This window comes from Shimia marina (assembly GCF_001458175.1).
In the GTDB taxonomy this organism is placed as follows: domain Bacteria; phylum Pseudomonadota; class Alphaproteobacteria; order Rhodobacterales; family Rhodobacteraceae; genus Shimia; species Shimia marina.
Window position 1 is genome coordinate 665,694 of the sequence record NZ_CYPW01000006.1, and the last position, 26,053, is coordinate 691,746.

General features: G+C 59.4%; 28 protein-coding genes and 1 tRNA gene. 11 read left to right on the forward strand and 18 right to left on the reverse strand.

What is annotated here, in order from left to right; all coding sequences use genetic code 11:
• Positions 1 to 3: 3 nt before the first annotated feature.
• Positions 4 to 1,428 (forward strand): sulfotransferase family 2 domain-containing protein, encoded by a 1,425-nt coding sequence (locus tag SHM7688_RS04990; RefSeq protein WP_058238866.1) that lies wholly within the window; start codon positions 4 to 6, stop codon positions 1,426 to 1,428.
• A 69-nt stretch (positions 1,429 to 1,497) separates the two neighbouring features.
• Here the strand turns inward: SHM7688_RS04990 and SHM7688_RS04995 are convergent, their stop codons facing one another.
• The 7 genes from SHM7688_RS04995 to SHM7688_RS05025 all read right to left on the reverse strand — a co-directional run bounded on the left by SHM7688_RS04995 (position 1,498) and on the right by SHM7688_RS05025 (position 6,351).
• A complete protein-coding gene (locus SHM7688_RS04995; RefSeq protein WP_058238867.1) occupies positions 1,498 to 1,962 on the reverse strand; it encodes a PTS sugar transporter subunit IIA in 465 nt (154 codons plus the stop codon).
• A 41-nt stretch (positions 1,963 to 2,003) separates the two neighbouring features.
• Entirely contained in the window at positions 2,004 to 2,573 is a 570-nt protein-coding gene (gene hpf / locus SHM7688_RS05000; RefSeq protein WP_058238868.1) for a ribosome hibernation-promoting factor, HPF/YfiA family, read from the reverse strand.
• A gap of 279 nt (positions 2,574 to 2,852) precedes the next feature.
• A complete protein-coding gene (gene lptB, locus SHM7688_RS05005; RefSeq protein ID WP_058238869.1) occupies positions 2,853 to 3,611 on the reverse strand; it encodes an LPS export ABC transporter ATP-binding protein in 759 nt (252 codons plus the stop codon).
• Positions 3,612 to 3,613: 2 nt separating this feature from the next.
• The gene (lptA, locus tag SHM7688_RS05010; protein WP_223229149.1) at positions 3,614 to 4,096 is read right to left on the reverse strand and encodes a lipopolysaccharide transport periplasmic protein LptA; all 483 of its coding nucleotides are present in this window, start codon (positions 4,094 to 4,096) and stop codon (positions 3,614 to 3,616) included.
• Positions 4,097 to 4,099: 3 nt separating this feature from the next.
• Positions 4,100 to 4,711 carry an LPS export ABC transporter periplasmic protein LptC gene (gene lptC / locus SHM7688_RS05015; protein WP_144432490.1) on the reverse strand — a complete coding sequence of 204 codons (612 nt, stop codon included), beginning with the start codon at positions 4,709 to 4,711 and terminating at the stop codon, positions 4,100 to 4,102.
• Positions 4,712 to 4,716: 5 nt separating this feature from the next.
• Positions 4,717 to 5,691 carry a KpsF/GutQ family sugar-phosphate isomerase gene (locus SHM7688_RS05020; protein WP_058238872.1) on the reverse strand — a complete coding sequence of 325 codons (975 nt, stop codon included), beginning with the start codon at positions 5,689 to 5,691 and terminating at the stop codon, positions 4,717 to 4,719.
• Between the two features lie 48 nt (positions 5,692 to 5,739).
• Positions 5,740 to 6,351: a ribonuclease D gene (locus SHM7688_RS05025; protein WP_058239019.1), complete on the reverse strand. Its 612-nt coding sequence runs from the start codon at positions 6,349 to 6,351 to the stop codon at positions 5,740 to 5,742.
• A 152-nt stretch (positions 6,352 to 6,503) separates the two neighbouring features.
• Here SHM7688_RS05025 and SHM7688_RS05030 point away from each other — a divergent pair, with 152 nt between their 5' ends.
• Positions 6,504 to 7,259, forward strand: coding sequence for a BUD32 family EKC/KEOPS complex subunit (locus SHM7688_RS05030; RefSeq protein WP_058238873.1), 756 nt, complete (start codon positions 6,504 to 6,506; stop codon positions 7,257 to 7,259).
• Positions 7,260 to 7,286: 27 nt separating this feature from the next.
• Here SHM7688_RS05030 and SHM7688_RS05035 read toward each other — a convergent pair whose 3' ends face one another.
• The 4 genes from SHM7688_RS05035 to SHM7688_RS05050 all read right to left on the reverse strand — a co-directional run bounded on the left by SHM7688_RS05035 (position 7,287) and on the right by SHM7688_RS05050 (position 9,981).
• Positions 7,287 to 8,018: an amino acid ABC transporter ATP-binding protein gene (locus tag SHM7688_RS05035; protein WP_058238874.1), complete on the reverse strand. Its 732-nt coding sequence runs from the start codon at positions 8,016 to 8,018 to the stop codon at positions 7,287 to 7,289.
• Positions 8,018 to 8,851: an amino acid ABC transporter permease gene (locus SHM7688_RS05040; RefSeq protein WP_058238875.1), complete on the reverse strand. Its 834-nt coding sequence runs from the start codon at positions 8,849 to 8,851 to the stop codon at positions 8,018 to 8,020. Before SHM7688_RS05040 ends, SHM7688_RS05035 begins: the two co-directional genes overlap by 1 nt.
• Position 8,852: 1 nt before the next feature.
• The gene (locus SHM7688_RS05045; protein ID WP_058238876.1) at positions 8,853 to 9,668 is read right to left on the reverse strand and encodes an ABC transporter substrate-binding protein; all 816 of its coding nucleotides are present in this window, start codon (positions 9,666 to 9,668) and stop codon (positions 8,853 to 8,855) included.
• 226 nt (positions 9,669 to 9,894) lie between these two features.
• Positions 9,895 to 9,981 (reverse strand) — tRNA-Leu (locus tag SHM7688_RS05050).
• A 223-nt stretch (positions 9,982 to 10,204) separates the two neighbouring features.
• Here SHM7688_RS05050 and SHM7688_RS05055 point away from each other — a divergent pair.
• Positions 10,205 to 11,185 carry a complex I NDUFA9 subunit family protein gene (locus SHM7688_RS05055; RefSeq protein ID WP_058238877.1) on the forward strand — a complete coding sequence of 327 codons (981 nt, stop codon included), beginning with the start codon at positions 10,205 to 10,207 and terminating at the stop codon, positions 11,183 to 11,185.
• 87 nt (positions 11,186 to 11,272) lie between these two features.
• On the opposite strand, the gene SHM7688_RS05060 is transcribed toward SHM7688_RS05055, so the two are convergent.
• The 3 genes from SHM7688_RS05060 to SHM7688_RS05070 form a co-directional block, all read right to left on the reverse strand.
• Positions 11,273 to 12,052, reverse strand: a complete 780-nt coding sequence (locus tag SHM7688_RS05060) for an ion transporter (protein WP_058239020.1) — start codon at positions 12,050 to 12,052, stop codon at positions 11,273 to 11,275.
• 103 nt (positions 12,053 to 12,155) lie between these two features.
• Positions 12,156 to 12,998, reverse strand: coding sequence for a sterol desaturase family protein (locus tag SHM7688_RS05065; protein WP_058238878.1), 843 nt, complete (start codon positions 12,996 to 12,998; stop codon positions 12,156 to 12,158).
• Positions 12,995 to 13,543: a TetR/AcrR family transcriptional regulator gene (locus SHM7688_RS05070; RefSeq protein WP_058238879.1), complete on the reverse strand. Its 549-nt coding sequence runs from the start codon at positions 13,541 to 13,543 to the stop codon at positions 12,995 to 12,997. The genes SHM7688_RS05065 and SHM7688_RS05070 overlap by 4 nt, the downstream gene beginning before the upstream one ends.
• Before the next feature lie 116 nt (positions 13,544 to 13,659).
• Here SHM7688_RS05070 and SHM7688_RS05075 point away from each other — a divergent pair, with 116 nt between their 5' ends.
• The 3 genes from SHM7688_RS05075 (at position 13,660) to SHM7688_RS05085 (ending at position 15,920) form a co-directional block, all read left to right on the forward strand.
• Positions 13,660 to 14,508: a bifunctional helix-turn-helix domain-containing protein/methylated-DNA--[protein]-cysteine S-methyltransferase gene (locus SHM7688_RS05075; RefSeq protein ID WP_058238880.1), complete on the forward strand. Its 849-nt coding sequence runs from the start codon at positions 13,660 to 13,662 to the stop codon at positions 14,506 to 14,508.
• Between the two features lie 119 nt (positions 14,509 to 14,627).
• Complete coding sequence (locus tag SHM7688_RS05080; protein WP_058238881.1) at positions 14,628 to 15,278, forward strand: YiaD family glycine zipper/OmpA-like lipoprotein; 651 nt, start codon at positions 14,628 to 14,630, stop codon at positions 15,276 to 15,278.
• A gap of 96 nt (positions 15,279 to 15,374) precedes the next feature.
• Positions 15,375 to 15,920: an NADPH-dependent FMN reductase gene (locus SHM7688_RS05085; RefSeq protein WP_058238882.1), complete on the forward strand. Its 546-nt coding sequence runs from the start codon at positions 15,375 to 15,377 to the stop codon at positions 15,918 to 15,920.
• Positions 15,921 to 15,923: 3 nt separating this feature from the next.
• Here SHM7688_RS05085 and SHM7688_RS05090 read toward each other — a convergent pair whose 3' ends face one another.
• The gene (locus SHM7688_RS05090) at positions 15,924 to 16,958 is read right to left on the reverse strand and encodes an NAD(P)/FAD-dependent oxidoreductase (RefSeq protein ID WP_058239021.1); all 1,035 of its coding nucleotides are present in this window, start codon (positions 16,956 to 16,958) and stop codon (positions 15,924 to 15,926) included.
• A gap of 70 nt (positions 16,959 to 17,028) precedes the next feature.
• Here SHM7688_RS05090 and mnmC2 point away from each other — a divergent pair, with 70 nt between their 5' ends.
• Both mnmC2 and SHM7688_RS05100 read left to right on the forward strand, forming a co-directional pair.
• Positions 17,029 to 17,718, forward strand: a complete 690-nt coding sequence (mnmC2, locus tag SHM7688_RS05095) for a tRNA (5-methylaminomethyl-2-thiouridine)(34)-methyltransferase MnmC2 (protein ID WP_058238883.1) — start codon at positions 17,029 to 17,031, stop codon at positions 17,716 to 17,718.
• Positions 17,715 to 18,596, forward strand: coding sequence for a DMT family transporter (locus SHM7688_RS05100; protein ID WP_058238884.1), 882 nt, complete (start codon positions 17,715 to 17,717; stop codon positions 18,594 to 18,596). Before mnmC2 ends, SHM7688_RS05100 begins: the two co-directional genes overlap by 4 nt.
• 39 nt (positions 18,597 to 18,635) lie before the next feature.
• On the opposite strand, the gene SHM7688_RS05105 is transcribed toward SHM7688_RS05100, so the two are convergent.
• Positions 18,636 to 20,585: a lytic transglycosylase domain-containing protein gene (locus SHM7688_RS05105; RefSeq protein ID WP_058238885.1), complete on the reverse strand. Its 1,950-nt coding sequence runs from the start codon at positions 20,583 to 20,585 to the stop codon at positions 18,636 to 18,638.
• 165 nt (positions 20,586 to 20,750) lie between these two features.
• Here SHM7688_RS05105 and dapA point away from each other — a divergent pair, with 165 nt between their 5' ends.
• Positions 20,751 to 21,623 carry a 4-hydroxy-tetrahydrodipicolinate synthase gene (gene dapA, locus SHM7688_RS05110; protein WP_058238886.1) on the forward strand — a complete coding sequence of 291 codons (873 nt, stop codon included), beginning with the start codon at positions 20,751 to 20,753 and terminating at the stop codon, positions 21,621 to 21,623.
• Positions 21,624 to 21,822: 199 nt separating this feature from the next.
• Here dapA and ubiB read toward each other — a convergent pair whose 3' ends face one another.
• Positions 21,823 to 23,352, reverse strand: a complete 1,530-nt coding sequence (ubiB, locus tag SHM7688_RS05115; protein WP_058238887.1) for a 2-polyprenylphenol 6-hydroxylase — start codon at positions 23,350 to 23,352, stop codon at positions 21,823 to 21,825.
• Positions 23,349 to 24,098 (reverse strand): bifunctional demethylmenaquinone methyltransferase/2-methoxy-6-polyprenyl-1,4-benzoquinol methylase UbiE, encoded by a 750-nt coding sequence (ubiE, locus tag SHM7688_RS05120; RefSeq protein WP_058238888.1) that lies wholly within the window; start codon positions 24,096 to 24,098, stop codon positions 23,349 to 23,351. The genes ubiB and ubiE overlap by 4 nt, the downstream gene beginning before the upstream one ends.
• A gap of 225 nt (positions 24,099 to 24,323) precedes the next feature.
• Here ubiE and mutM point away from each other — a divergent pair, with 225 nt between their 5' ends.
• Both mutM and SHM7688_RS05130 read left to right on the forward strand, forming a co-directional pair.
• Positions 24,324 to 25,175 (forward strand): bifunctional DNA-formamidopyrimidine glycosylase/DNA-(apurinic or apyrimidinic site) lyase, encoded by an 852-nt coding sequence (gene mutM, locus SHM7688_RS05125; RefSeq protein ID WP_058238889.1) that lies wholly within the window; start codon positions 24,324 to 24,326, stop codon positions 25,173 to 25,175.
• Positions 25,176 to 25,238: 63 nt separating this feature from the next.
• The gene (locus SHM7688_RS05130; RefSeq protein WP_058238890.1) at positions 25,239 to 26,015 is read left to right on the forward strand and encodes an enoyl-CoA hydratase; all 777 of its coding nucleotides are present in this window, start codon (positions 25,239 to 25,241) and stop codon (positions 26,013 to 26,015) included.
• The last annotated feature ends 38 nt before the right edge of the window (positions 26,016 to 26,053 follow it).

Consider the following 26,053-nt stretch of genomic DNA (forward strand, 5'->3'; position numbering starts at 1 on the left):
CGTATGACCAAAGCGTTTGACTATTTTGTGGTGTTTGCAGAGATGCGCACCGGTTCCAATTTTCTTGAGGCAAATATCAATCGGTTTGATGGCCTCAGCTGTCACGGTGAAGCCTTCAACCCTTATTTCATCGGCTATCCAAACAAAGACGCGCTGTTGGACATCACGCTTGAGCAGCGCACAGAAGATCCTCATCGCCTGATCACAGCGGTGAAAGCCACCGAGGGGCTGTCAGGCTTTCGGTTTTTTCACGATCATGAACCCCGCGTGTTGGAGACCATCCTGTCTGATCCACGCTGCGCCAAGATCGTACTGACGCGCAATCCGCTGGACAGCTATGTCAGTTGGAAGATCGCACGCGCTACGGGCCAGTGGAAATTGACCGACGTGCGTCGCCGCAAAGACAGCAAGGTGCGGTTTGATGGGCCCGAGTTCAAACAGCATGTCGAAGAGTTGCAGGATTTTCAGGTCACCTTGATGCGGGCCCTGCAGATCAGCGGGCAGACGGCGTTCTATGTGGCCTATGAAGATCTGCATGATCTGGACGTGATGAATGGGCTGGCGCGGTTTCTGGGGCATTCCGGTACGCTTGATGCGCTGGATGACAAGATGAAGCGGCAAAACCCAAGCCCGCTGTCAGACAAAGTGTCCAATTTTGGCGAAATCTCTCTGGCGCTGGCAGATATGGATCGTTTCAATCTGACGCGCACGCCGAACTTTGAGCCACGTCGGGGCGCGGCTGTGCCCAGCTATGTGGCCTGTGCCGTTGCGCCTTTGCTGTATCTGCCGATGCGCTCTGGCCCGCAGGAGACGGTGACACAGTGGATGGCGGCGCTGGACCATGTGGCGCATGACGGGCTGATCCATGATTTCAGTCAGAAGACCCTGCGCCAGTGGAAAAAAGCGCATAAAGGGCATCGCAGCTTTACCGTTGTGCGCCATCCAGTGGTGCGGGCCCATGCGGCTTTCTGTGACTGTCTGCTGGCGGCAGAGGAGGGCGTGTATAAGAAGATCCGCCGAATGCTGCGGCGGATTTACAAGATGCCCATGCCAAGAGATCTGCCGGGGTCAGACTATGGCGTCGAGGAGCATCGCGCCGCCTTTGTGGCCTATCTGGAATTTGTGAAGGCGAATCTCGCGGGGCAAACCAGCATTCGCCAAGATGCCCATTGGGTGAGCCAATCCACCGCCATGCAGGGATTCGCGGATCTGGCTTTGCCGGATATGATTCTGCGGGAAGAAGAACTGGTGAGCTATTTGCCGGCCTTGGCGATGCAGGTGGGGCGTCTGGATGCGCCGGATCCGGAGGAGGTGGCACCACGGCATCCGGTCTCGCTTGAGGCCATCTACGATGAAGAGATCGAGCGCATGGTGCAGGACATCTACAAACGGGATTATATCGCCTTTGGCTATGACCGCTGGAAATGAAAACGCGCCGCGAGGGGGATCCTGCGGCGCGTAATTTTTGACCTGAGCCCTGATTTCAGTCGGCCTGTTTCAGGCAGCTTGAACCTTGTCGGCCTCTGTCAGGATCATGAACAGCTTGGCCGGATCCGGATTGGCTCGCAGTTTGGCACAGATGGCCGGCTCCCGCAGTTGGCGTGACACGCGGGCCAAGGCTTTGAGGTGTTCGACACCGGCGGCTTCTGGCGCAAAAAGCGCAAAAGCCACATCGATTGGCTGACGGTCTACAGAATTGAAATCCACAGGTTTTTCCAACAGGATAAACGCGCCGACCACCCGGTCCAGCCCGTCAAACCGCGCATGTGGCAAAGCCACCCCGTGCCCCACACCTGTGGGGCCGAGATTTTCACGTTCTTGCAGGGCTTCCACAACCGGTTGGGCAGGAAGCCCATAGGCGGATTCCGCCAGGTCGCCAAATTCCTGAAGCAAACGCTTCTTGCTTGAGGCGGCTGTGATAACACGTACCGCCTCTGGCTTGAGGATCGTAGAAAGGTCCATCTTGCCTGTGTCTCCGGAGTGCGCGGTCTGTGCGCAATCGCTTATGCCTGCGGATCAATCCAGCCTATGTTGCCATCTTCCCGGCGATAGACCACGTTCAATCCGTTTTTACTTTCATTCTTGAAGACCAGTACCGGCGATCCCGCGAGTTCCATCTGCATCACCGCTTCACCAACGCTCAGAGATGGGATTTTGGTTTCCATCTCAGCGACGATGACAGGTTGCAGCGTATCTGGCTCGGCCTCATGTTCTTCAGCTTCAGGCGCGAGGATATACGAGGATGCCCCCAAAAGTTCAACCGGATCCTGACGTTCCTTATGGTGATCCTTAAGCCGACGCTTGTAACGGCGCAGCTGTTTGTCCATTTTTTCTGCACATCCGTCAAAAGCGGCATAAATTTCAGTAGAATGCGCTTTGGCTTGCGCGGTCAGGCCGGTGGACAGGTGGACAGTCGCTTCGCACATGTATTCATGGGCGTGTTTTGAAAACGTGACGGTCGCGTCGGTTGGGCGGCCTGCGTATTTTTCCAACACACTGCCAAGCTCTGTTTTGACATGTGTCTGCAACGCGTCGCCAACGTCAATCTGTTTTCCGGTAATCTGATAGCGCATCCTGTCTCCTTTTCGATGACATGTCGGACCACGAGCTTGAACTGCCCGTTATCAGTTAGGTCCGAATGCTGGAATTGGACATTTGTGCTCCTTGCGAGTGATCCGGCCTTGGTAAGAAGGCCGCCATCATCACAGCGGGGAGTCGATCAAATGTCATACATGTATTTGAGTAGCACAGGGGGTAAGAGTCAATGACCGAGCGTAAGTTTGTGCGATTTTCCGCAGATGGCCCGCAGACTGGCAGACAGAGACAAGCGCTGCCAACGTGCTTGGCGCGGTTCAGGAAATGCGAAAGTTCTCGCCCAGATAAACCCGCCGCACATTTTCGTTCTCCACCACCTCTTCAGGGGTGCCCGACATCAGTACTTTGCCGTCATGCAGAATATAGGCGCGATCCACGATTTCGAGGGTCTCACGCACATTGTGGTCGGTGATCAGAACACCGATGCCGCGTTTCTTCAGATCCGCGACCAGATGGCGGATATCGCCCACCGAAATCGGATCCACCCCGGCAAAAGGCTCATCCAGCAACAGGTATTTTGGATCTGCTGCGAGGCACCGTGCAATCTCCACGCGACGACGCTCCCCACCGGAAAGAGCCAGCGCAGGGGCGCGGCGCAGGTGTTCGATGGAGAACTCTGACAGCAACTCTTCAAGGCGCTCACGGCGTTTGTGGCGGTCCCTGTGGGTGATGTCGAGAATGGCGGTGATGTTGTCTTCAACCGACAGGCCGCGGAAAATCGACATTTCCTGCGGTAGATAGCCAATGCCCAATTTGGCGCGGCGGTACATCGGCAGGGTGGTCACATCGCGCCCATCAATGGACACGCGCCCGCCTTCGGGCACCAGCAGTCCCGCCACGGCATAAAATGTGGTGGTTTTGCCGGAACCATTTGGGCCTAACAGAGCGACCACTTCGCCGCGTTGCAATTCCATGCTGAAATCCCGGATCACAACCCGCTTGCGATAGGCTTTGCGCAGGCTTTCCACGTGCAGGCCGGAGCTGCCTGTTGTGACAGAGAGATCAGGTTTGGACATGGTTACTCAGACTTCAGAACGGTTTTCACACGACCGACCAACTGGGCGGTGTTATTGTTGAGGTTCAGGATCATTTTGTCAGCGGAAATGGTGGTCGCAGCCTGAAGCACAGTCACATTGCCTGTCATCACCACATTGCCACTTTCGATGCTATACACCGCCTCATCGGCTTCAGCCGCATCGGTGCCCTGCACCAAAAGCACATTGCCGGCCGCCACCAGCCGTTCAATGGCCTGATTGTCGTCGGTGTAATGCACATTGACCTGATCCGCAGTCATGCGCATGTCGCCCTGAGAAATATCGACCTTGCCCTCAAATACGGCGCTGCCGTCTGATTGGTTGACCGACAGGCTTTCTGCGGTGACTTCCACCGGCAGGCCCGTGTCCTGTTCGGATTTGCCAAAGCCCAGCTGCAAACCCTGGGCTGTGCCTGCGACCGGCGTTAAGGCCAGCAAAATCATCATCAACAGTCGGAACAATGGCACAGGTCACCTCTTGGTCTTTGTGGGCGTGTATACCAATTGCACGCCTTTTGTGAAAAACAAATATATTTCATTGTTTTCCCCGGAGGGCCGCAGCGCCATGCGCCCTGCCGTCAGCGTGCCCAGCGCGCTTTCGGCACGCACGTCGCCTGCGGTGTCCGCGCGGGCATCGGTCAGGCCGAAGGTCATCTCGTCGGTCAGAATGGTGAAGCCATTGCTGGTGATGATTTCCACATCCCCTTCCAGAATCACCTCCTCAAAGCTGCCGTCCATATCGCCTGCTTCGGCACGGATGGTCACTTCGGTGCCATCCTGCGTTGTCAGTAGCGCGCCGATCTGATCGGCAATGATGCGCGATGAGTCTTCTTGGTCAGGCCGGGCCGTGGCCGAGGTCACAGTGATGTCGTGGCCCTGTTCGGTGCGGCCGGAAAAATAGGGTGCGGTGATCTGGCGGTCGCGCAGACGCTTTTCCAGTTCCACGTCAGCAAAAGGAATGGCGCTTTCCAGATCCACTTCCTGAGAGACGAGAAACAGGGTCGACAGAATGCCAAGCGCCGCCAGCGGCAGGATCACCTTCAGCCCGGCGACCAGATTGGAATATGTCAGCCGCCGCCGCATCCCGCTCAGCCCAGACCCGCCCGCAGGCAATCATGGATGTGCAGCAGGCCCACCGGCTTGCCGCCTTGCTCTGCATCCACCACAAACAGACAGGTGATCTGACGCTGGTTCATGATGCCCACAGCCTCCTCAGCCATGGCACCGGGGGCAATGGTCATTGGGTCTGCCGTCATGACCTGATCTGTGGTCTGCTGCAGAATGCCGTCCATCTTACGGCGCAGATCCCCATCGGTGATGATCCCGGTCAGGGCGCCATTGGCATTGGTGATGCCAACCACGCCAAATCCTTTATCACTGATCTCATTGAGAGCAGCGGGCATCGCAGTGTTCTCTGCGATCAACGGAACTTTGGCACCGGTGTGCATCAGATCTTGCACCAGCGTGAGCTGTGCCCCAAGTTTGCCACCGGGGTGGAAGGCGCGGAAGTTCTCTGGTGTGAAACGGCGATGTTCCATAAGAGCCACCGCCAGCGCATCCCCAAGGGCCAGCGTCATGGTGGTGGTGGTGGTGGGCACCACGCCGGTGCCGCAGGCCTCTTCCGCCTGAGGCAGAATCAGGGCCACATCACTTTGGGTGATGAGCGTGCTTTCCGGGCGGCTTGCCACACCGATCAGCGGAATGTTGAAGCGCCGCGTATGCGCAATCAGATCGGCGAGCTCTGGGGTTTCACCGCTGTTGGACAGGACCAGCGCCACATCCCCCTTTGCCACCATGCCCAGATCGCCGTGGCTGGCCTCCGCGGGATGCACAAACTGTGCCGGCGTGCCGGTGGAGGCGAAGGTTGCGGCGATCTTGCGGGCAATATGCCCGGATTTCCCCATGCCAGAGACAATCACCCGGCCCTCGGCGTGCAGCAGCAGCGACACCGCCTCGCCGATATTCTGTCCGAGGCTGTCTGCCAGCGCTCCGAGGGCGTTTTGCTCAATGGAAATCACCCGGCGAGCGGTTTCGAGAAAGGTCTGCTTGTCTGCGTCTGTCATGAGGTCTTCCGTGGTCTTTCTGACTTAGAAAGCGGTGGGGGGGGAGGGTTAGTGGGCAAAGATGTCCTGTTCAGGCCAGCCTGCAAGGTCAAGCTGCGCGCGTGTGGGCAGGAAATCAAAACAGGACTGCGCCATGTCGGTGCGGCCTTCGCGCGCCAAGCGGCTATCAAGTTTCTCCTTCAGCGCGTGCAGGTAGAGCACATCGGAGGCGGCATAGTCGAGCTGCGCCTCGGTCAGGGTTTCAGCCCCCCAGTCGCTCATCTGCTGCTGTTTGGAGACATCCACGCCGACCAGCTCTTGCAGCAGGTTTTTCAACCCGTGGCGATCGGTATAGGTGCGCACCAGTTTGGACGCGATTTTGGTGCAATAGACCGGTGCGGTCAGTGCGCCAAAGGCGTTGAACATTGCGGCAATGTCAAAACGGCCGAAGTGGAACAGTTTCAACACATTCGGATCGGTCAGCATTTTCTCCAGATTGGGCGCGCTGGTCTGACCTTTGGCCACCTGCACCATATGGGCGTTGCCATCCCCGCCAGACATCTGAATCACGCAGAGCCGGTCGCGATGCGGATTGAGCCCCATGGTTTCACAGTCGATGGCCACAACCGGGCCCAGATCGAGCCCATCGGGCAGGTCATTCTGATAGAGAAAATTCGCCATTTTTGCCTCAGCTTTCCGGATGACACGCACTTACGGTCTTCCATGGGATGTTTCAATGTTTTGCGGGTCTCTGAGCCATATCGGCCAAAGACTGCCAAATGACCAACGTGAGAGGCAGGTGATGCCTTTACGAAGGTTTTGTGACATCTTACATGGCTGAGATGGATTATCGAGCACCCCTTTCCGTTGATGATGAGCTGAAAATGCTTGTGGAAACCCGCGCGCGTGAGGCGGGGCCGCGTGTGGAGAAGATGCAGGCGGAGGGCAAAACCTTCTGGATTAAGCGTCCTGAAATTCTTGGTTTGCGATATCGCCTGCAAAAGGGTGATCCCCAAAAAGCCTTTGCGCGCGAGCGTCTGGCCTATCAGGAGATGAACGCTGCGGGCGCCCCGGTGCCACAGGTCGTTGCGGATGGCGATGATTTTCTGGTGTTGCCGGATTGTGGTCCTGATCTGCGCGCCCAGCTCAATCAAGACCGGGCGGCGGGGGAGCTTCGGGACCTGTTGATGAATGCCAGTGGTGCTTTGGGGGCGTTTCACCGTCTTGGGTTTGCCCATGGGCGGCCAAGCCCCAAGGACATGTGCCTTGTGGAGGGGCATGTGCTTTTGCTGGATTTTGAGCGCTACATGCCGCGCAATAACACCCCCAACGGGCAGGCGCGCGATCTGGTGGTCTTTGCCTTCAATGTTGCGGCGCATTCTCCCAAAGTGCGCGACAGCCTGAATGAGGCCATGCGGGTCTATCGGGATGGTGCACCAGTGGGAATCTGGCCGCTGGCACAGCGCTGGTGCCGTCGTATGAAATGGGCGGACTGGCTGACCAAGCCCATTCAGAACCGCAAGGATGGCCGCTCCAAAGAGTTCAGCGCTATCCCTGTGGTGATGGATCTCTTCCTGACGCCGCGCTGAGCGGGCTGTAGTGTTATTGGGGGGCTGCTATTTGAGGGCGCGCGCCAGAAAGGCTTGCGTGTCTGGGTGTTGGGGCGCGTCAAAAAGTGCCTCCGGGGCACCTTCTTCGATCACTTTGCCGTCCTTGAGGAAGCAGACTTTATCTGCGGCTTCGCGGGCAAACGCCATCTCATGGGTTGCCAGAACCATGGTCATGCCGCTGTCTTTCAGCAGGCGCAGCACGTCCAGCACTTCGCCCACCAGCTGCGGATCCAGCGCCGAGGTGATTTCGTCAAACAGCATGACTTCGGGTTTCATGGCCAAGGCGCGCACGATGGCGACGCGCTGTTGCTGGCCGCCTGACAGCTGATCGGGGTAGTGCCCCATGCGCTCCTTGAGGCCAAAGCGCTCAAACAGCTCCGTCACCTCCGGCAATAGCGCACTGCGGCTTTTGCGATAGAGCCGCCGCGGGGCCAGCATCACATTCTCCACTGCGGTCATATGCGGAAACAGATTGAAGCTTTGAAACACCATGCCAATGCGGCGACGCACGGGCTGTGGATCCAGTCCGGGCAGCGAAATATCTTTGCCATCCAGCAGAATTTCGCCATCCTCGATGGGTTCCAACAGGTTGATACAGCGCAAGAGCGTGGATTTGCCCGCGCCGGAGGCCCCGATCAGACAGACCATCTGCCCTTCTTCAATGGTGAGGTCGATGCCGTCACAGACCACGTTCTCGCCAAAGCGTTTCTCCACGCCATGCAAAGCCAGTTTGGGCATCAGGAACGCTCCCGGTTCTGTTTGGCGATCAGGTAATCCGCATAGCGGGTCGCGGGGATGGTGACCGCAAGAAAGATCACAGCCGCCCCCACATAGGGGGTGAAATTCGCCATCAGCGATTTGAACACCCCGGCTTGGCGGAAAATTTCCACAGGTCCGATGAAGCTCAGCAGGGCCACGTCTTTTTGTAGCGCGATCAGCATGTTCATCTGCGCCGGGATCACGCGGCGGATCGCCTGCGGCAAGATCACAAAGCGCATGCTGTCGCCATCCGACAGGCCCAGCGATGCGGCGGCGGCGCGCTGGCTTTTGTGTACGCTTTCAATGCCGGAGCGGAAGATTTCCGCAACATAGGCGGCATAGGTCAGAATAAGCGCCAGCGAGCCCCAGATATAGGGCGAATTCCAGGGACGAGGCAGGCCAAGGCCGGGCACGCCAAAGCCGATGAGATAGACGGTCAGCACAACCGGCACGCCGCGAAAGATATCGGTATAGGCCGCCCCCAGAATGCGCAGCGGAAACAGCGCGGGGTTGCGCGTGTCCCGTGCCAGCGCGATGAGCAGGCCCAGCACGGTGATGGCTGGCGCACACCACAGGAAAATCGCGATGTCGAGTTTGAAGGCGTCCAGCAGCTTTGGGAAGGTTTTGACAAAGACCTCCCAGTTGAAAAAGCTGGCTTTGACCCGATCCCAGCCCGGGGCCATCGGCACCAGCAGGAAAATCGCCAGAAAGACCGCCGCAGTGCTGCTGGCGGCCACGCGCAGGGCGCGGCGGCGCAGGCGGTCTTCGTGGATCTGGCGGCGGGTTTTGCCCGCCGCTTTGTCGTGTGTCATGTTATTTAATGAGCGGAACGCCTGTGGTCTGCTGCAACCACTGGGCTTCGATCTCCGCCAGTTTCCCAGTTTCCGTCAGCGAGTCGATAGCCGCATCCACACAGGCCTTCAAGGGGTTGCCCTCTTCCATCAACATGCCGAAACGATCCGGGTTTTCGGTGCGGTCTGCGGGGAACTGGCCAATCACCTTGGAGCCCTCCACCACCACGGCACTCAGATAAAGCGCGGTGGGCAGGTCAAACAGCGCCGCGTCGATCTGCCCGGCCTGCATGGCGGCTGTCACATCGGCGTTGTCTCCATACAAAAGCGGCTGGCTGCTGGGGGCGATGGTCTCCATCAGGACGGGCACCGCCGTGGTGCCGCCCATGGCGCCCCAGACAAGCCCCTGCAGGGCGGCGATGCTGGTGTCAGTATCGGCAACAGAGCCGGCGGCGAGAATCGCCATGGGGGCGGCATAATAGGGTGCGGAGAAATCCACCATCTTCTCGCGGTCTTCGGTAATGGAGAACTGCTGCAGGTTCAGGTCAAAATCTTTCGGACCGGGCTGAATCGCCTGATCAAAGGATGAGCGCACCCAGGTGACATTTTCTGCGGCAAAGCCCATTTCTGCGGCGACGGCATAGGCCACGGCGGCTTCAAAGCCCTCACCGCTTTCCGGTGCGTTGTCCAGCACCCATGGGAAATAGGCGGGGTTGCCGGTGGCGATGGTCAGTGCGCCATCGGTCAGGGTTTTGCCATCGGCGCAATGGCCATCGGCAAAGGCGGTGGTTGCGGACAGTGCAGCGATTGCGGTTGCGGCGAGTAGGTGTTTGGACATTGCGGCCCCCTCCAGGTTGATGTCTTGCGGCAAAACCTAGGGGGCAGAGGCCGGAAATGTCCAGCACAACCATGTGGGTAGGATGTGAAACAGCCCTGCCTGCCTGATTGTGGAGCGCCACGCGCGCCTGCAACAGGGGCTTGCACGGCGCATCACAGAGCACATGCGCAGCACGACATCAGCGGTTTAAACCACAATTTATGCTGGGATTTTCGGGGAAAACCAATGGTGCCCAGAAGAGGACTCGAACCTCCACGTCCATACGGACACTAGCACCTGAAGCTAGCGCGTCTACCAATTCCGCCATCTGGGCACGGGTTGGTGAGGCAGGCGTTTAAGCCTAGGGGCGGGGGGTGTCAACGCGATTCCGAATTTTTTTCAAAATTTTTTCGCGGCTCTCGGTGGGGGTGATCGCAGCGTTGGCGCTAATCCACCAATTTGTCAGGGCTTTCTTGTCGCGGAAGCACCTTTGATGCTTGTTCTGAGCGGCTCTGAGCGGTATTTCAGCGGGGACTAGGCAACAGCGGAGGCTTCCCATGTCCAAACTCGTCACCATCTTTGGCGGATCCGGTTTTGTGGGGCGTCACATTGCGCGGCGCATGGCAAAAGAAGGCTGGTTGGTGCGGGTGGCCGTCCGGCGCCCCAATGAAGCGATGTTCGTAAAGCCCTATGGCGCTGTCGGTCAGGTGGAGCCAGTGTTCTGCAACATACGCGATGATGCCTCGGTACAGGCGGTGATGCAGGGCTCTGATGCGGTGGTGAACTGTGTGGGCATTCTGGCGGATCGCGGCAAGAATACCTTTGAGGCTGTTCAGAACGAAGGCGCAGAGCGGATCGCACGGATCGCCGCAGCCGAAGGGGTTGCCACGATGGTGCATCTCTCCGCACTTGGCGCCTCTGAAGAGAGTAAAAGCAAATATGCGCGCTCCAAGGCACATGGCGAAGCCGCCGTGTTGCAGCATATGCCCAATGCGATGATCCTGCGCCCCTCGGTGATTTTTGGTCAGGATGATGAATTCTTCAATCGGTTTGCCAGCATGGCGCGCCTTGGCCCGTTCCTGCCGATCATGGGCGGCGAGACCAAATTTCAGCCGGTCTATGTCGATGATGTGGCGCAGGCTGCTGTCATGGGCATCATGGGGGAGGCCAGCGGCCTTTATGAGCTGGGTGGTCCGGAGGTGAAATCCCTGCGCGGCTGGATTGATGAAATGCTGACAGTGATCCACCGCCGCAAGATTGTGATCAATCTGCCGTTCTTTGTGGGGCGTCTGATGGCCTTTGGCTTTGGCCTTTTGCAGAAGCTGACCTTGGGGTTGTGGCACAATTCTGTGATCACCTCCGATCAGCTGATCCTGCTGCGCAGCGACAATGTGGTGTCTGACGCGGCCAAAGGTTTTGAGGCGCTGGGCATTCGTCCCTTGGCGCCTGAAGCGATCATGGCGGATTACCTGTGGCGCTTCCGCCCGTCAGGCCAATATGACGCCATCAAGGATTCGGCGCGCAATCTGAAGATGTGAGCCAGACTTAGCAGAGCAAAACAAAGCCCCGCAGAAACAGTCTGCGGGGCTTTTTTCTTGAAGACAGCGCGCGGCACCGATGTTGGGTCAGCGCGGGGTCTGCTCTTTCAGAAGCTTTTCGATATCCGCCAGCCGGGCCAGCACTTCGTCGCGATAGTTGCCGGTTTCGGCTTCCGCTTCGACGTGATGTGCATCCTGCATGGAGTTCACCACCAGACCAACCACCAGATTGAGCACAACGAATGTGGTCAGCAGGATAAACGGCACAAAGAACATCCACGCATAAGGGAACACTTCCATCACCGGGCGCACGATGCCCATGGACCAGCTTTCCAGTGTCATGATCTGGAACAGCGAGTAGCCGGATTTCCCCAGCGTGCCGAACCACTCTGGAAAGGCAGTGCCAAAGAGTTTGGTGGCCATCACCGCTCCAATATAGAACACCAGCGCCATCAACAGGAAAACCGAGCCCATGCCGGGCAGGGCATTGATCAGCCCCTCGATCACCCGCCGCAGCGAGGGCGCGACAGAGACCACGCGCAAAAGGCGCAGGATACGCAGCGCCCTGAGCACTGCCAGCCCCTGTGCTGCTGGCACAAGCGCGATGCCGACAATCACAAAATCAAAGATGTTCCAGCCATCGCTGAAAAACCGTCCGCGCTGCACGTAAAGCTTGGCGATGATCTCAAAGACAAAAACCGCAAGGCACAGGCTGTCCAATGTGATCAGCAGCGGGCCCATGGCCTCCATCAGCGGCTTTGAAGTTTCCAGACCCAGAATGATGGCGTTGAACAGGATCACGCCAAGAATGGAGTTACGAAAGGCCGGGCGCGCGATAAAGGCGCCAATTTTGTCCCGAAGGCTCATGAAATATGTCTCGCGGTTGCGCGTTGGAATGTGGCTCACGGGCCTTCATATGGGAGGGCCGCGGTGTTTCGCAACCCGCGGCCCATATTCGGCAAGGATCAGCCTAGGGCTTCCAGCCGGGTGGTCCAAACAGACGTCCGCGCAGTTCGCGGGCGGATTTGGCCCGTTTGATGTCGCGCCACAAAGCCGGCATTTCTGAAAACCAGACTTTGACGGGGTTCTGGCTGTCAAAATCCGTGGTCAGCCCATAGCGTGGGCGCTCCTCTTCCACCTGAAAGCTGCCAAAGAGCCGGTCCCAGAGGATCAGGATGCCGCCATAGTTCTTATCCAGATATTTCGCGTCACAGCCATGGTGGACCCGGTGGTGGCTCGGGGTGTTGAGCACCCACTCCAGCGGGCCAAGCTTGCCGATCAGTTCCGTGTGCAGCCAGGTCTGATAGGCCTGCACCAGAATGACGGACCCGAGCACCACATCCGGGCTGAACCCGACCAACACCATGGGCAGATGCGCGATGAAAGACCACAGGCTTTCGAGCGGGCCAAAGCGCACGGCGGTGACAATGTTATAGTCCCGACTGGAGTGGTGCACAGCGTGCTGTGTCCACAACAGGCGCACACGATGGGCGATGCGATGTTCCCAGTAGTAGGTCAGATCCGCCAGCAGAATAGCGGCGATCAGCCATGGCCAGCTTGTGGGCAGATGCCATGTGACGATTTCTGCGCTGAAGATGTAGAGCCCAAAGTAGAGCGCCGTCATCATCGTGGTTTCCAGCAAAAGATAGGGCACCTGCGTGGAGGCGCTGGCCAGCATCTCCAGCCAGGTTTTGCCTTTCAGATTGCCCTTGAACCAGGCTTCGGCGATTTCGATCACAAGGATCGCCCCGCCGATCAGCAGGAACACTTCGTCCACTTGCATGGCCAGGGTGATAAAGCTTTCCGGTATCATGATTGTCCTCCTGACAGTCCAGATTGCAGGGTGCGCCACATCAGCTCTGCAGCCTCCGTGGCGGTGACATTGCCGTCGCGCACCACGGCCCAGGCGGCGTAGGTGAGCGTCTCATAAGCCTGCACAATCCATGCGGTGGGCACGGCACGGTCAAACCCGCCCTCGTCTTTGGCGGCCTCGATGGCCTCGGCGAGTTCGTCAAGTTGTTGGGTGTAGGCGGCCAGCACTTCGGGCACATGATCCAGCGGCTCATTGGCCAGAAACATCTGGCGGTCGGCCAATGGAATCATCGCATCCAGACTGCGCCGCAGGGCTTCTGTGTGGCTTGAGGCATCCTGCGTGGCTGCCTCAATGGCCGTATCCAGCTCTTTCATTGCGGTGAGCGCCAACGCAGCCATCAGTTCCTCGCGTCCCTTGAAGTGACGGTGCAGCGTCGCGCGACCGATGCCGGCTTCATCTGCCACGTCTTGCAGGGTTGCAGTGGGGGTTGCGGCGAAAACGCGGAAGCCGGCCTCTAAAATACGGTTATGTGTTTTTCTCATCATGAGACAAAGATGTCTCATTTTTGCGCAGAATCAAGAGGCGGTCGCGAGAAAGCGCAATTTTCGGGTCGCCGGGGCGGTGCCTCGTGCCTACTGTGCCCGCAACACAGGAGCCCCAAATGACCGATATGACTGAAGGCTACCATTATCACGTGATGCGGCGTGCGATTGCTTTGATTGACGAGGCAGAGGGTGCGACCCTCTCTCTTCAGGATCTGGCCAGCGCCATGGAGATGAGCCCGGCGCATTTTCAAAGGCTCTTCACCCGCTGGGCTGGGGTGTCGCCCAAACGCTTTCAGCAATATCTGACGCTGGGCCATGCCAAGGCGCTTTTGCAGGAGCGGTTTACCACGCTGGATACGGCCAATGCGGTGGGCCTGTCGGGTTCCGGGCGGCTGCATGATCTGTTCCTGCGCTGGGAGGCCATGAGCCCGGGAGACTATGCCAAACGTGGCGCCGGGCTCACCATCTATTGGGGGTGGTTTGACAGCCCCTTTGGCCTGTCGCTTGTGACTGGCACGGAGAAGGGCATCTGCGGCATTGCCTTCGCGGCGGAAACAGGGGAGGCCGCCGCCTTTGAAGACCTCATGTCGCGCTGGCCGCAGGCAAATTTTGTCGAAGATCCCATGTTTCTGCGCCCTTGGGTGTTGGCCGCCTATCAGGCGCAGCAGGTGGATCACAGCAAGGTGCCGGTCTATATGATCGGCTCGGCGTTGCAGATCAAAGTCTGGGAAGCCTTGATGCGGATCCCCTCGGGAGAGGTCACCACCTATTCGGAGATTGCCCGTGTCATCGGCAACCCGCGCGCGGTGCGGGCGGTGGGCACAGCGGTGGGGCGCAACCCTGTGAGCTGGCTGATTCCCTGTCACCGGGCCATGCGCAAATCCGGGGGGCTGGGGGGCTATCACTGGGGCGTGCCGGTCAAACGCGCGATGTTGGCCTATGAATCGGCCCGCGCAGAGGCCTGAGCCCCCGTTTCGGCGTCAAATTGCCGATTTGTGAGGGGCTGTGACTTGGGCGCATGCCGTGCTTGGCGTATAAATCAGACAAAAGCCGGACCACCGGCATAGAGATTTGAGGCGAGACCATGAAAAAAATCACCCTGTCCATCTGCGCGCTGTCGACCCTTGCGCTGACCGCCTGTACCGATCCGGCCTATGTGGCGGGATCCTCTGAGGAGCGTGATGCCTATCGCCAGACCAAAGGCGGTGCGGTTCTTGGCGGCATCATCGGCGCGGGTCTGGCTGTGGCCACTGACAACAATGCGCTGGCGGGAGCGGCCATCGGGGCCGGTGCCGGCGCGCTGATTGGCAATGAGTTGGACAAACAGGAAGCGGAGTTGCGTGCGCAGCTTGATGAGGATGTGCGCATTGAAAACACTGGTGACCGTCTGATCCTGACCATGCCGCAGGACATTTTGTTTGATGTGGACAGTTTTGCCGTCAACGCCAGCCTGAAAGATGATTTGGCCAAAGTGGCGCGCAGCCTTGACGCCTATCCCGACACCACCGTGCAGGTGCTGGGCCATACCGACAACACCGGGGCCGCCAGTTACAACCAGACACTGTCAGAGCGCCGCGCCAATGCGGTGGCGGATGTGCTTTTGGACAATGGCGTCGCCTTTGGCCGCATTCAGGCCATCGGTCGGGGTGAGGATCAGCCAATTGCTTCCAACCTCGACGAAGAGGGCCGCCGTCAGAACCGTCGGGTGGAAATCGTCATCCTGCCCAACGCGTAATATCTGTGTAGATGCACAGACCTTGTGGAAAGGCGTCGCTTGTGTGCGGCGCCTTTTGCTTTAGCTTGAGGGTATGGCGAACAAGGAGATGTGATCATGCCCCATAAACTGCTTGGTATTTCCGGCGCATTGCGCGCGGGCTCCACCAACAAGATGCTGCTGCGTGAAGCGGCGCGGCTCTATGGGGCTGCGGACTATGTGGAGGCGGATCTGAATCTGCCCCTCTATGACGGGGATCTGGAAAGCGAAAGCGGCCTGCCCGAAGCTGTGAACACCCTTGTGGCACAGATTGCGGAGGCGGATGCGCTGCTGATCTCCACACCGGAATATAACGCGGGTGTCACCGGTGTTTTGAAAAACGCCTTGGATTGGATCAGTCGCCACTCTGAGAAACCAATGGTGGGCAAATCCACGGCGCTGATGAGCGCGGCGGCGGGCCGCGCAGGCGGCGTGCGGGCGCAGATGATGCTGCGCAGCTGCTTGGTGGCTTTCCGGCCGCGCATCGCCCTTGGCTCTGAATTTGGGCTGGCCAACAGCAGCAACGAGTTTGATGCGGAGGGTCGCCTGACCAGCGCGCATTACACCGCCTCCCTGACCGCCTTGATGGAGGCGCTCAAAGAAGACGTCGGGCAGAACCAGTAAAGCTCAGAGCGAGGCTTCAGGGCGGAAGGCGTCGGGCACGGCGTCTTTGCCCTCCAGCACCAGATCCGCCATCACTTCCCCCGCTTTTGGCCCCATGCCAAAGCCGATTTTAAAGCCGCCATTGGCAATGAAGTCTCCGCTGCGCGTGGGGTGGTCCCCCAGCATCGGCGCGCGGCTTTTGGCACGCGGGCGCACCCCGGCCCAGCGTTCAATCACCTCGGCATCGCGCAGTGTTGGCACCGCCGCATAGGCACGCGCCAGCACGTCATCAAGTTGCGCATCGGTGCTGGTGGCATCCGCAAAGTCGCGCTCGCTGGTGGAACCAATCGCCACCGTGCCATCCGCATGGGGTACGATGTGCACCGCATCGGCAAAGAGCTGCGGCGCTTTTGATTGGTCCAGCCGCAACAGCGCCGCCTGACCTTTCACGCCATTGCCAACCGCTTTGCCGATCTCGTCTGACAGCGCCAGCAAGCCTTCATACCCCGTGGCCCAGATCACCTTGCCCTGCGGCATGCCGTCTTGGACGATCTCTGCACCCTTGGCGATAAGCGCGGCGGCCAGCGCGGCACAGGCGCGGCGCGGGAACATACGGCCCGTCAATGTGTCGTGGATCAGCCAGCCGGTGGGGCTGGCCGGGGCCCAGTCGCCAAGGCTGTCCTGTGGCACAATCTCCCAGATGGCTTTGCCTTGCCAAAGCTCTTTGGCGCTTTCCGCGCGGGCCTTGGCAAGTGTGAGCGCGTGTTCGTCGCGGATCGGCTGAATGCGCCCGGTGCGGCCATAGCCAGCACTCACGCCACCTGCGGCTTCCACCTCGGCCCACCAACCCTCCGCCATGATCAGGCTGTCAAACTGAAAGGCCTTTTTGACGTTCCAGTTCTCCGGCGTGTGCGGCGCCAATGCGCCCACCAGACCGCCGCTTGCACCCGCGCCCACGCCATTGGGATCAATCACCCGCACTCTGGCTCCGCGTTTTGCGCAGGCCCAAGCCACCGAAAGCCCAAAGGCCCCCGCGCCCATCACGGTCACATCCACCATCGTGATCTCCCATTGCCAATGGAACAGTTTATGGTCAAATGCCGCCTGAACCTCCAAAAGGCAATGCACCATGCGCAAAGAGCAGGCGGACCTTGAGTGGCGCGATGAGGCCATTCCCGTATCCACTCGGTTTGATGATCCCTACTTCAGCCTCGACAACGGGCTGGCGGAAACCCGGCATGTGTTTCTTGCTGGCAATGATCTGCCTGCGCGTTTTGCTCCGGGATTTCACATTGCAGAGCTGGGTTTTGGCACCGGGTTGAACCTGTTGACGGTCTGGAAAGCCTGGGAGGAGGCGGGCATGGACAGCCCGCTGCGCTTCACCTCCTTTGAGGCTTTCCCCATGCGGGCTGATGAAATGGCGCGCGCGCTTGCGGCCTTTCCGGAGGTTGCGCCCTATGCCGCGCGGCTGGTGGCGGCCTATGCAGAGGATCTCCGCCTGCGCAGTCTGGAGGGGATCTCTGCTGAGGTGGTGATTGGCGATGCGCGCGAGACCCTGCCGCAGCACAGCTTTGCTGCGGACGCCTGGTTTCTTGATGGGTTTTCCCCAGCCAAAAACCCAGAGCTCTGGAATGCCGAGTTGATGGCACAAGTGGGGCGGCATACCTGTGCGGGCGGCACAGCCGCCACCTATACAGCGGCAGGTTTTGTGCGCCGGGGGCTGGAAGCGGCTGGATTTGACGTGACCCGCGTGCCGGGATTTGGCCGCAAGCGCCATATGACCCGCTGCACCAAGCCGTCGGACACGCCTTCCCCATGACACAAAACGCTCCGTCGCAGGCGAACAACCGCCTTGGTATTCTGCTGATGACAGTGACCACTTTGGTCTTTGCGCTCCAAGATGGGGTCTCTCGCCATTTGGCAGGGGAATATAACACCTATCTGGTGGTGATGATCCGCTACTGGTTCTTTGCCCTGTTTGTACTGGCGCTCTCGTCACGCCAAAGCGGCGGATTGCGGCAGGTCATGCAGACCAACCACCTCTGGATGCAAGTAGGGCGCGGCGCGCTTCTGGCGCTGGAGATTTGTGTGACGGTCTATGCCTTCACATTGCTGGGGCTGACCGAAACCCATGCGATCTTCATTTGCTACCCGCTGATCATCGCTGCGCTCTCCGGCCCTGTGCTGGGGGAAAAAGTGGGCTGGCGGCGCTGGTCGGCGATTGGCGTCGGCGCGATGGGTGTGATGATCATTCTGCAGCCCGGCTCTGGCGTGTTCAGCCCTGCTGCCGTGGTGCCTCTGATTGGGGCTTTGATGTTTGCGCTCTATGGTCTGATGACCCGCTATGTTGCCCGTGGCGATACGGCCCAGACCAGCTTCTTTTACACCGGCACCGTGGGCTGCGTGGTGATGACGGCGATTGGGGTGTTTTTCTGGGAACCCATCGCTGGGCCCGATTGGTTCTGGATGGCGCTTTTGTGTTGCTCCGGTGTTTTTGGGCACTGGCTCCTGATCCGCACCTATGATGTTGCCGAAGCCAGCGCGGTGCAGCCCTTTGCCTATCTGCAACTGCCCTTTGCGGCGGCGTTGGGCATGGTGGCCTTTGGGGAAACCCTGCGCAGCAACGTGGCGATTGGCGCTGCGATTGTACTTGGCGCGGGGCTCTTCACATGGTGGCGGGAGCGGCAGGCGCGCTGAGCGCTGTGGGCATCTGCGCGCTTTGCCCTATCTGGTGCCTTATCGGGGGCGGATCGTGCGTCCGGTGATTTCACGGCTGAACGGCACGGGATGGGGATCCTGCCCCAGCCGCGCGCGATAGACCGGCAGGCTCTCAGAGACCCGCATCACATAGTTGCGGGTTTCATTGAACGGGATCATTTCAATCCAGTCGATCATCGCCTCCACCGAGCCGCCGCGCGGATCACCATTATTGGCCATCCAGCGCGTTGGGCGACGGGGCCCGGCGTTATAAGCGGCTGCAATCATGATGATATTGCCGTCAAACTGTTCTGCCAGATCGGCGAGAAAGGCACTGCCAAGGCGCGCGTTATATTTCGGATCTCTGGTCAGGTTGCCCAGCACATAGACTTCGCCGATGTCCTTGGAGACATCCCGCGCCGTGCCCGGCATCAGCTGCATCAAGCCGCGCGCACCGGCGTGGCTCACCACCACAGGATCAAATTCACTTTCGCGGCGCGCAATGGCCAGCGACAGCTCATCCGGCACAGGCAGCTTTTGCTCTGCCAGCGGATGCAGCGGATAATAGGGCCCCGGCAGGGTCACCCCCATGCGCACCATCTGTTTGCCCAGCATCACCGCCACATGCGGCTGTCCCAGATCCAGCGCCATCTGCCCCATCTGCCCCAGCGCCATACGATCCTGCGATTCGCTCAGATGCACCCAGAAACGTTCGGCCAGATCCAGCTCTCCTGCGGCCAGCAGGCTGCGGGCGGCCTGATGCACGCTGCTCTCTGTCCAGGAGGCCTTGCGCCAGTCCGGGAAGGTCTCTGTGCCATTCAGCGCGCGGTCATAGGCAATACCCGCTTTTTCTGCGGCCAGCAGCCCATAAAAACTGGTCTGATGGGCACCGCCCGCCACATAGGCCTGCTGGGCGGTCTCAGCATCGCCCATGGCCTCATAGGCGCGGCCCATCCAATAGCCCGCGCGGCCCAGAGAAATCGGGGTTTCCACACTGCGGGCAAAATTCAGAAAATGCGCTGCCGCCTCTTCCGGGCGGTTGAGAAACCGCAGCGCGACATAGCCCGCAAGCCATTCACAATCGGCATAGGCATAGCCCGCTTCCGGCGTGAGCCGGTGGGTTGAGGCCAGCGCATAGGCGGTTTTATAGTTGCCTGCCCGCATCTGGCTGCGCATCAGTGACCGTCGGCGCGGGGCCCATTCTTCTGCCACACCCAACGTGTTTGCCCGGCTGCGGTCCAGAACAAGCTCAATCGTACTGTCGTCACGGTCCTTGCGGTGGCGCCAGACAAACCGCTCATGGGCCAGCCCGGCATCTTCTTGCAGATCTGCCGGCACCGCGGCAATCAACCCATCCACGCCGTTGACCATGGCGCGCAGCCCCAGCCGTGCCTTGGCCAGCGCCATCCAGCCCTCAGAGACATGGGGGTACATGGCCTCAGAATTGCTTTTCCAGGCTTTCCACAACATCGCATCCAGCCGCGCGGTGTGGTGGGGCGCAAGCAGATCGCCATAGCGGCGCAGATAAAGCGCATGGGTCTGATCCGACATCGGCAGCGTGCGCCATGCCAACACCACAGAGGCCTGCGCCGCGCCGGTTTCGCCCGCTTTTTCCAGAACCTTTGCTTGCGCCAGCGTGCCTTCGGCGGTCTGGGCATTGCCATGCACAAAAAACGACAGCGCCGTTTCATGGGAGACGTCTTCAAAGGCAGGTTCGGATTGCTTGCGCAGATAGGGCAGGCCGGGCCAGTCCGCACGCCGGTTGAGAAAGGCCACCACGTCGTCTGCAGAGCCTTCTCCGGCGCGCAGCCGGTGCCATTCGATGATGTCCTTGGTGGCGGGATCGCTCTTGCGCACGGCGCGGGTGGCCCCGCTCCAATCCTTTGCACGCACCGAAGACATGGCGCTGCGCAGGGCGTCGCGATCCTGCGCGCTTACCGGCAGGGCCATGCACAAGGCCACAAACAGTGTCAGAAAAAGACGCAACATGGCTTGCAATTTCCTATGCCAGACAGGATAGAAACCGCAAGATACGCCGCGCACCCTGTGTTCTCAACTCACAATCTTGGCAAGTTGGCAACTTCCCGCTAGGGTCCGCGCGGTTTTGATAGATCGGGCAATTCCGCCCAGCTGCGCATAAAAAAGGAGCGTGCCATGTTCAAAGGGTCTTACCCCGCACTCGTCACGCCGTTTACGAACGGCGAGCTGGATTTGGAAACGCTCAAGAAACTGGTGGAATGGCACATTGGGGAAGGCACCAATGGCTTTGTGCCGGTGGGCACCACCGGTGAAAGCCCCACCCTGAGCCATGCCGAGCATGAAGCTGTGGTGGAAGAAGTGGTGCGCGCCTCTGCGGGCCGTGTGCCGGTGATTGCCGGGGCGGGCTCCAACAACACGCTCGAAGCGATCGGGCTGGCCCAGCATGCTGAAAAAGTTGGGGCGGATGCGATTCTGGTTGTGACGCCTTACTACAACAAACCCACCCAACGTGGGCTGATTGCGCATTTCACCGCCATCCATGATTGCTGTTCCTTGCCGATCATAATCTACAACATCCCGGGCCGCTCTGTGGTGGATATGAGCCCTGAGACCATGGGCGAACTTGCCAAGCTGGAGCGCATCGTGGGTGTGAAAGACGCCACCGGCGATCTGGCCCGGGTAAGCCAGCAACGCGCCGCCTGTGGTGCCGATTTCATTCAGCTCTCCGGCGAAGACGCCACCGCGCTGGGGTTCAACGCCCATGGCGGCGTCGGCTGCATCTCTGTCACCGCAAATGTGGCGCCTAAACTTTGCGCCGAATTTCAGGCCGCCATGCTGGCGGGCGATTATGCCAAAGCACTGGAGTATCAGGACAAGCTGATGCCGCTGCATGAGGCGATTTTTGTGGAGCCGGGCCTTGTGGGGGCAAAATACGCCCTGTCGCGCCTGGGTCTGTGCAACGAAGAAGTCCGCCTGCCCCTAACCGGCCTGTCGGATGCGACCAAAACGCAGATCGATGCTGCCATGGCCCATGCCGGGCTGATTTAAGGCCTCTGTCCTCCTATGGTTTCAAAGGGGCTCCCGCCCCAAAGAGAAGCGCCCAACGGGCGCTTCTTTTGCGTTGGGCGTGGCTCAGCTGCCGCTGAGCCTGTGGCGCGCGTTTTCTGGCCTTCCTCTTGACGCAAATATCCCGGGGTGAATTGGCCGCAGGCCAAGAGGGGCTGGCCCCTCTCTCCCGCGTGCGCACCTACAGCGTGAAGCCGACCATCATGAGTGCACCGGTGGCCAGTCCACCAATCAGCACGCCCCCAATCAACCAGGCCCAGGGGCGCGGCGTTTCAGCCGGCGCTGTCTCCGACTGCGCAATCAGGGTGGCTTCGACAATGCCGGGCAGCCGTGGCCCAAAGCGCGCCAGAATCTTGGCGGTTTTCACCAGATCACCCAGCACCGCCCGCGGGCCAATGCTGTCGCGGATGTAGCTGGTGACCACCGGTTTCGCCACATCCCAGATGTTCACACGAGAATCCAACGAGCGCGCCACGCCTTCGACCACCACCATGGTGCGTTGCAGCAGGATCAGCTCGGTGCGGGTTTCCATGCCAAAGCGCTCGGTCACCTCAAACAGATAGTTGAGCAGCCGCCCCATGGAAATGTGATCGGCATCCATGCCAAAGATCGGCTCCCCAACCGCACGCAGCGCGCGGGCAAATTCATCCACATCCTGATCCGCTGGCACATAGCCGGCTTCAAAATGCACCTCCGCCACGCGTTTGTAATCGCGCTGAATGAAGCCAAACAGGATCTCCGCATAGACTCGGCGGGTGTATTCATCAATGTGGCCCATGATGCCAAAATCATAGGCGATGATATCGCCACTGGCGGCGACCTTCATATTCCCCTGATGCATATCCGCGTGGAAAAACCCATCGCGCAGCGCATGATTGAGAAACAGTTCCAACACCCGGGCGCCCAGTTTCTGACGATCATGACCTGCTGCATCCAGCGCGGCATTGTCGCCAATCGGCGTGCCCTCGGCCCAGCCCAGCGTCATCACCCGTTTGGCGGAGTAAGCCCAGTTGACCGTGGGCACCTGAAATCCATCATCCTCTGCGGTATTGGCGGCAAACTCGCTGGCCGATGCGGCTTCAAGGCGCAGATCCAGCTCCCCGGTCACCACGCCGTCAAAATGCTCAATCACCTCAATCGGGCGCAGGCGGCGCGAGGCCGGAGAGAGCGCAGCAATCATATTGGCGGCAAAGTAGAAGGCATCCACATCCTTGCGGAAGGCCCGCTCAATACCCGGTCGCAGCACTTTGACAGCGACCTCTTCGCCGGTGCTCGCCAGTCGGGCGCGGTGCACCTGTGCAATGGAGGCTGCGGCGACAGGTTCGGAAAACTCAGAAAAGACCGAATCCGCATCCAGCCCCAGTTCGCGCGCGACTTCTGCTTTGGCTTCAGCCACGGAAAACGGTGGCAGCTTATCCTGCAACACCCGCAGTTGCGTGGCCAGATCCGCGCCCACCACATCAGGTCGGGTGGAGAGCACCTGGCCAAATTTGATGTAGGCCGGACCCAGAGCCGTCAGTGCGCGGGGCAGGGGCGGCACATCTGTGTCGCCTTTGATGGCCAGCCATTGAAACGGCCAGGCCAGCGTGCGCAGCACAATGCGCACGTGACGCGGCGCTTCAAAGGCGTCAAGCACCGCTTCCATGGCACCCGCACGTTCCAACGTGGCCCCGGTGCGGATCAGGCGAATGAGATTATGCGGCCCTCTCACAGCTTCCAGCCCGAATGCAGCGCGGCAATGCCCATGGTCAGATTGCGGTATTTCGCATTCTCGAATCCGGCGGCTTTCACCATATCAAGGAAGGTCTCCTGATCGGGGAATTTGCGGATCGATTCGACCAGATATTGATAGCTGTCACGGTCATTTGCGATCACCTGCCCCATGCGCGGGATGATGTTGAAGGAATAGAGGTCATAGACCTTCTGCATCATGTCATTGGGGATCTGGGAAAACTCCAGCACCATCAGGCGCCCGCCCGGTTTGAGCACGCGAAACGCCTCATTCAAGGCTTCCTGTGGGCGGGTTACATTGCGAATGCCAAAGCTGATTGTGTAGACATCAAAAGTGTTGTCCTCAAACGGCAGCGCCATGGCGTCGCCCACAACCCAATCAAGGCTCTCGGCCATATCATCGGCCTCCGCCCGCTTGCGCCCTTCCACCAGCATCGGCTCGGTCAGATCGCAGACCGTCGCATGGCCAGATCCGGCGCGATTGAGAAATTTGAAGGACACATCGCCGGTGCCGCCCGCCACATCCAACAGTTTTTGGCCCGGGCGCGGCGCGAGCCAATCCATCATCGCATCTTTCCAGATGCGGTGAATGCCCATGGACATGACATCATTCATCACATCGTATTTGGAGGCCACCGAGCCAAAAACGCCCTGCACACGGCCCGCTTTTTCGCTTTCCGGTACGGTTTCAAATCCGAAATGGGTGGTGTTGTCGTTGTTCGCCATCACGCGCAATCCTCTTGGTTGCTCCTTACATATAGGGCGTGCCGAAAGGGTACAATGCGTCGAATTGGTGAGGGGATAAAAGGGCCGTGTCCGGCCTCGGGAGGAAGCAAAGCGCCCTCCTATGGGGGAGGTCTGGCGCGGCCCGCTGTGCGGGCCAAGAAGGTGACTTGCTTACCACTGCACAAATTGCGCATTGTCCTGAGCAGCCAAAGGACTCACATCATCATGCCCGAACTCCCCGAAGTCGAAACCGTCCGCCGTGGTCTGCAACCGGCCATGGAAGGCGCGGTGATTGCCAAGGCGGCGGTGAACCGCCCCGACCTGCGCTGGCCGTTTCCGGAGCGGATGGCCGCGCGTCTGACCGGGGCGCAGGTGATACAGTTGCGGCGGCGCTCTAAATATATCCTTGCTGATCTTGATCGGGGTGAGACCTTGCTGATCCATCTGGGCATGTCCGGTCGCATGACCGTGTCTGGGGATCCGCTGGGGCAGTTTGTGCATGATCATCCGCAGGCTCAGAAACACGATCATGTGGTCTTTGACATGGACAATGGCGCGCGGGTGACCTTCAACGATCCGCGCCGCTTTGGTGCGATGGACCTGCTGACAACAGAGACCGCAGAGCGCCACCCTCTGCTGGCCAAGATCGGCCCTGAGCCTCTGGGCAATGATTTTCATGAAGCCTATCTGGTGGCGCAGCTTGAGGGGCGCAACACGCCGATCAAATCGGCGCTTCTGGATCAGCGGATTGTGGCGGGGCTGGGCAATATCTATGTTTGCGAAGCTCTGTTTCGCGCAGGGATAGCGCCAAAACGCAAGGCAGGGGCGATTTCCAAAGAGCGGGTACAGTCCCTTGTGCCGATAATTCGTAAGGTGTTGCAGGAGGCCATTGAAGCAGGCGGCAGTTCGTTGCGTGACTTTCGTCAGGCCGATGGAGAACTGGGATATTTTCAACACACCTTTGACGTCTACGGACGGGAGGGAGAACCCTGTAAAACCCCCGAATGCACAAGCAAAATCAGCCGAATCACCCAATCGGGGCGCTCGTCTTTCTACTGTGGGCAATGTCAAAGATAGCTTGATCCCTTTTCATCAAATGGTAAGGAATCAGCCCTGACCGGAACAATGAAAGCATGGATCATGGCTTTTGAGACGATCATCGTCGACATCGAGGACCACGTGGCCCTCATCAAGCTCAACCGCCCCGACGCGCTGAACGCGCTCAGCCAACAGCTGATCGGAGAGCTCCAGGAAGCTCTGGAAAGTGCGGATGCCAATGATAAGGTGCGCTGCATCGTCATCACCGGCTCAGAAAAAGCCTTTGCCGCAGGGGCCGACATCAAAGAGATGTCCACGATGAGCTTCGCCGAAGTGAATCTGTCCAACCTGTTTGCCGATTTCGGGGACCGTATTCAGGAGATCCGCAAGCCTGTGATCGCCGCCGTTTCCGGCTACGCGCTGGGCGGTGGGTGCGAACTGGCCATGGCCTGTGACTTCATCATCGCCTCTGAGACTGCCAAATTTGGTCAGCCAGAAATCAATCTCGGTGTGATTGCGGGCATTGGCGGCAGCCAGCGCCTGACCCGCGCTGTGGGCAAAGCCAAGTCGATGGACATGAACCTGACTGGCCGATTCATGGATGCCGCCGAAGCTGAGCGTTCCGGCCTTGTCAGCCGCGTTGTGCCTGCCAAAAAGCTGATGGAAGAAGCCATGAGCGCGGCACAAAAGATTGCTGAGAAATCCCTGATCGCATCGCGCACAGCCAAAGAAGCGGTGAACCGCAGCTTCGAAACCACGTTGCGCGAAGGTCTGCTGTTTGAGCGCCGCGCCTTCCATTCGCTCTTTGCGACCGAAGATCAGAAAGAAGGCATGGCCGCCTTTGCCGAGAAGCGTGAGCCACAGTTCCGCGATCGCTAAACGACGCGCCTGTCTTTTATTCTGTCTGTTACAAAGCC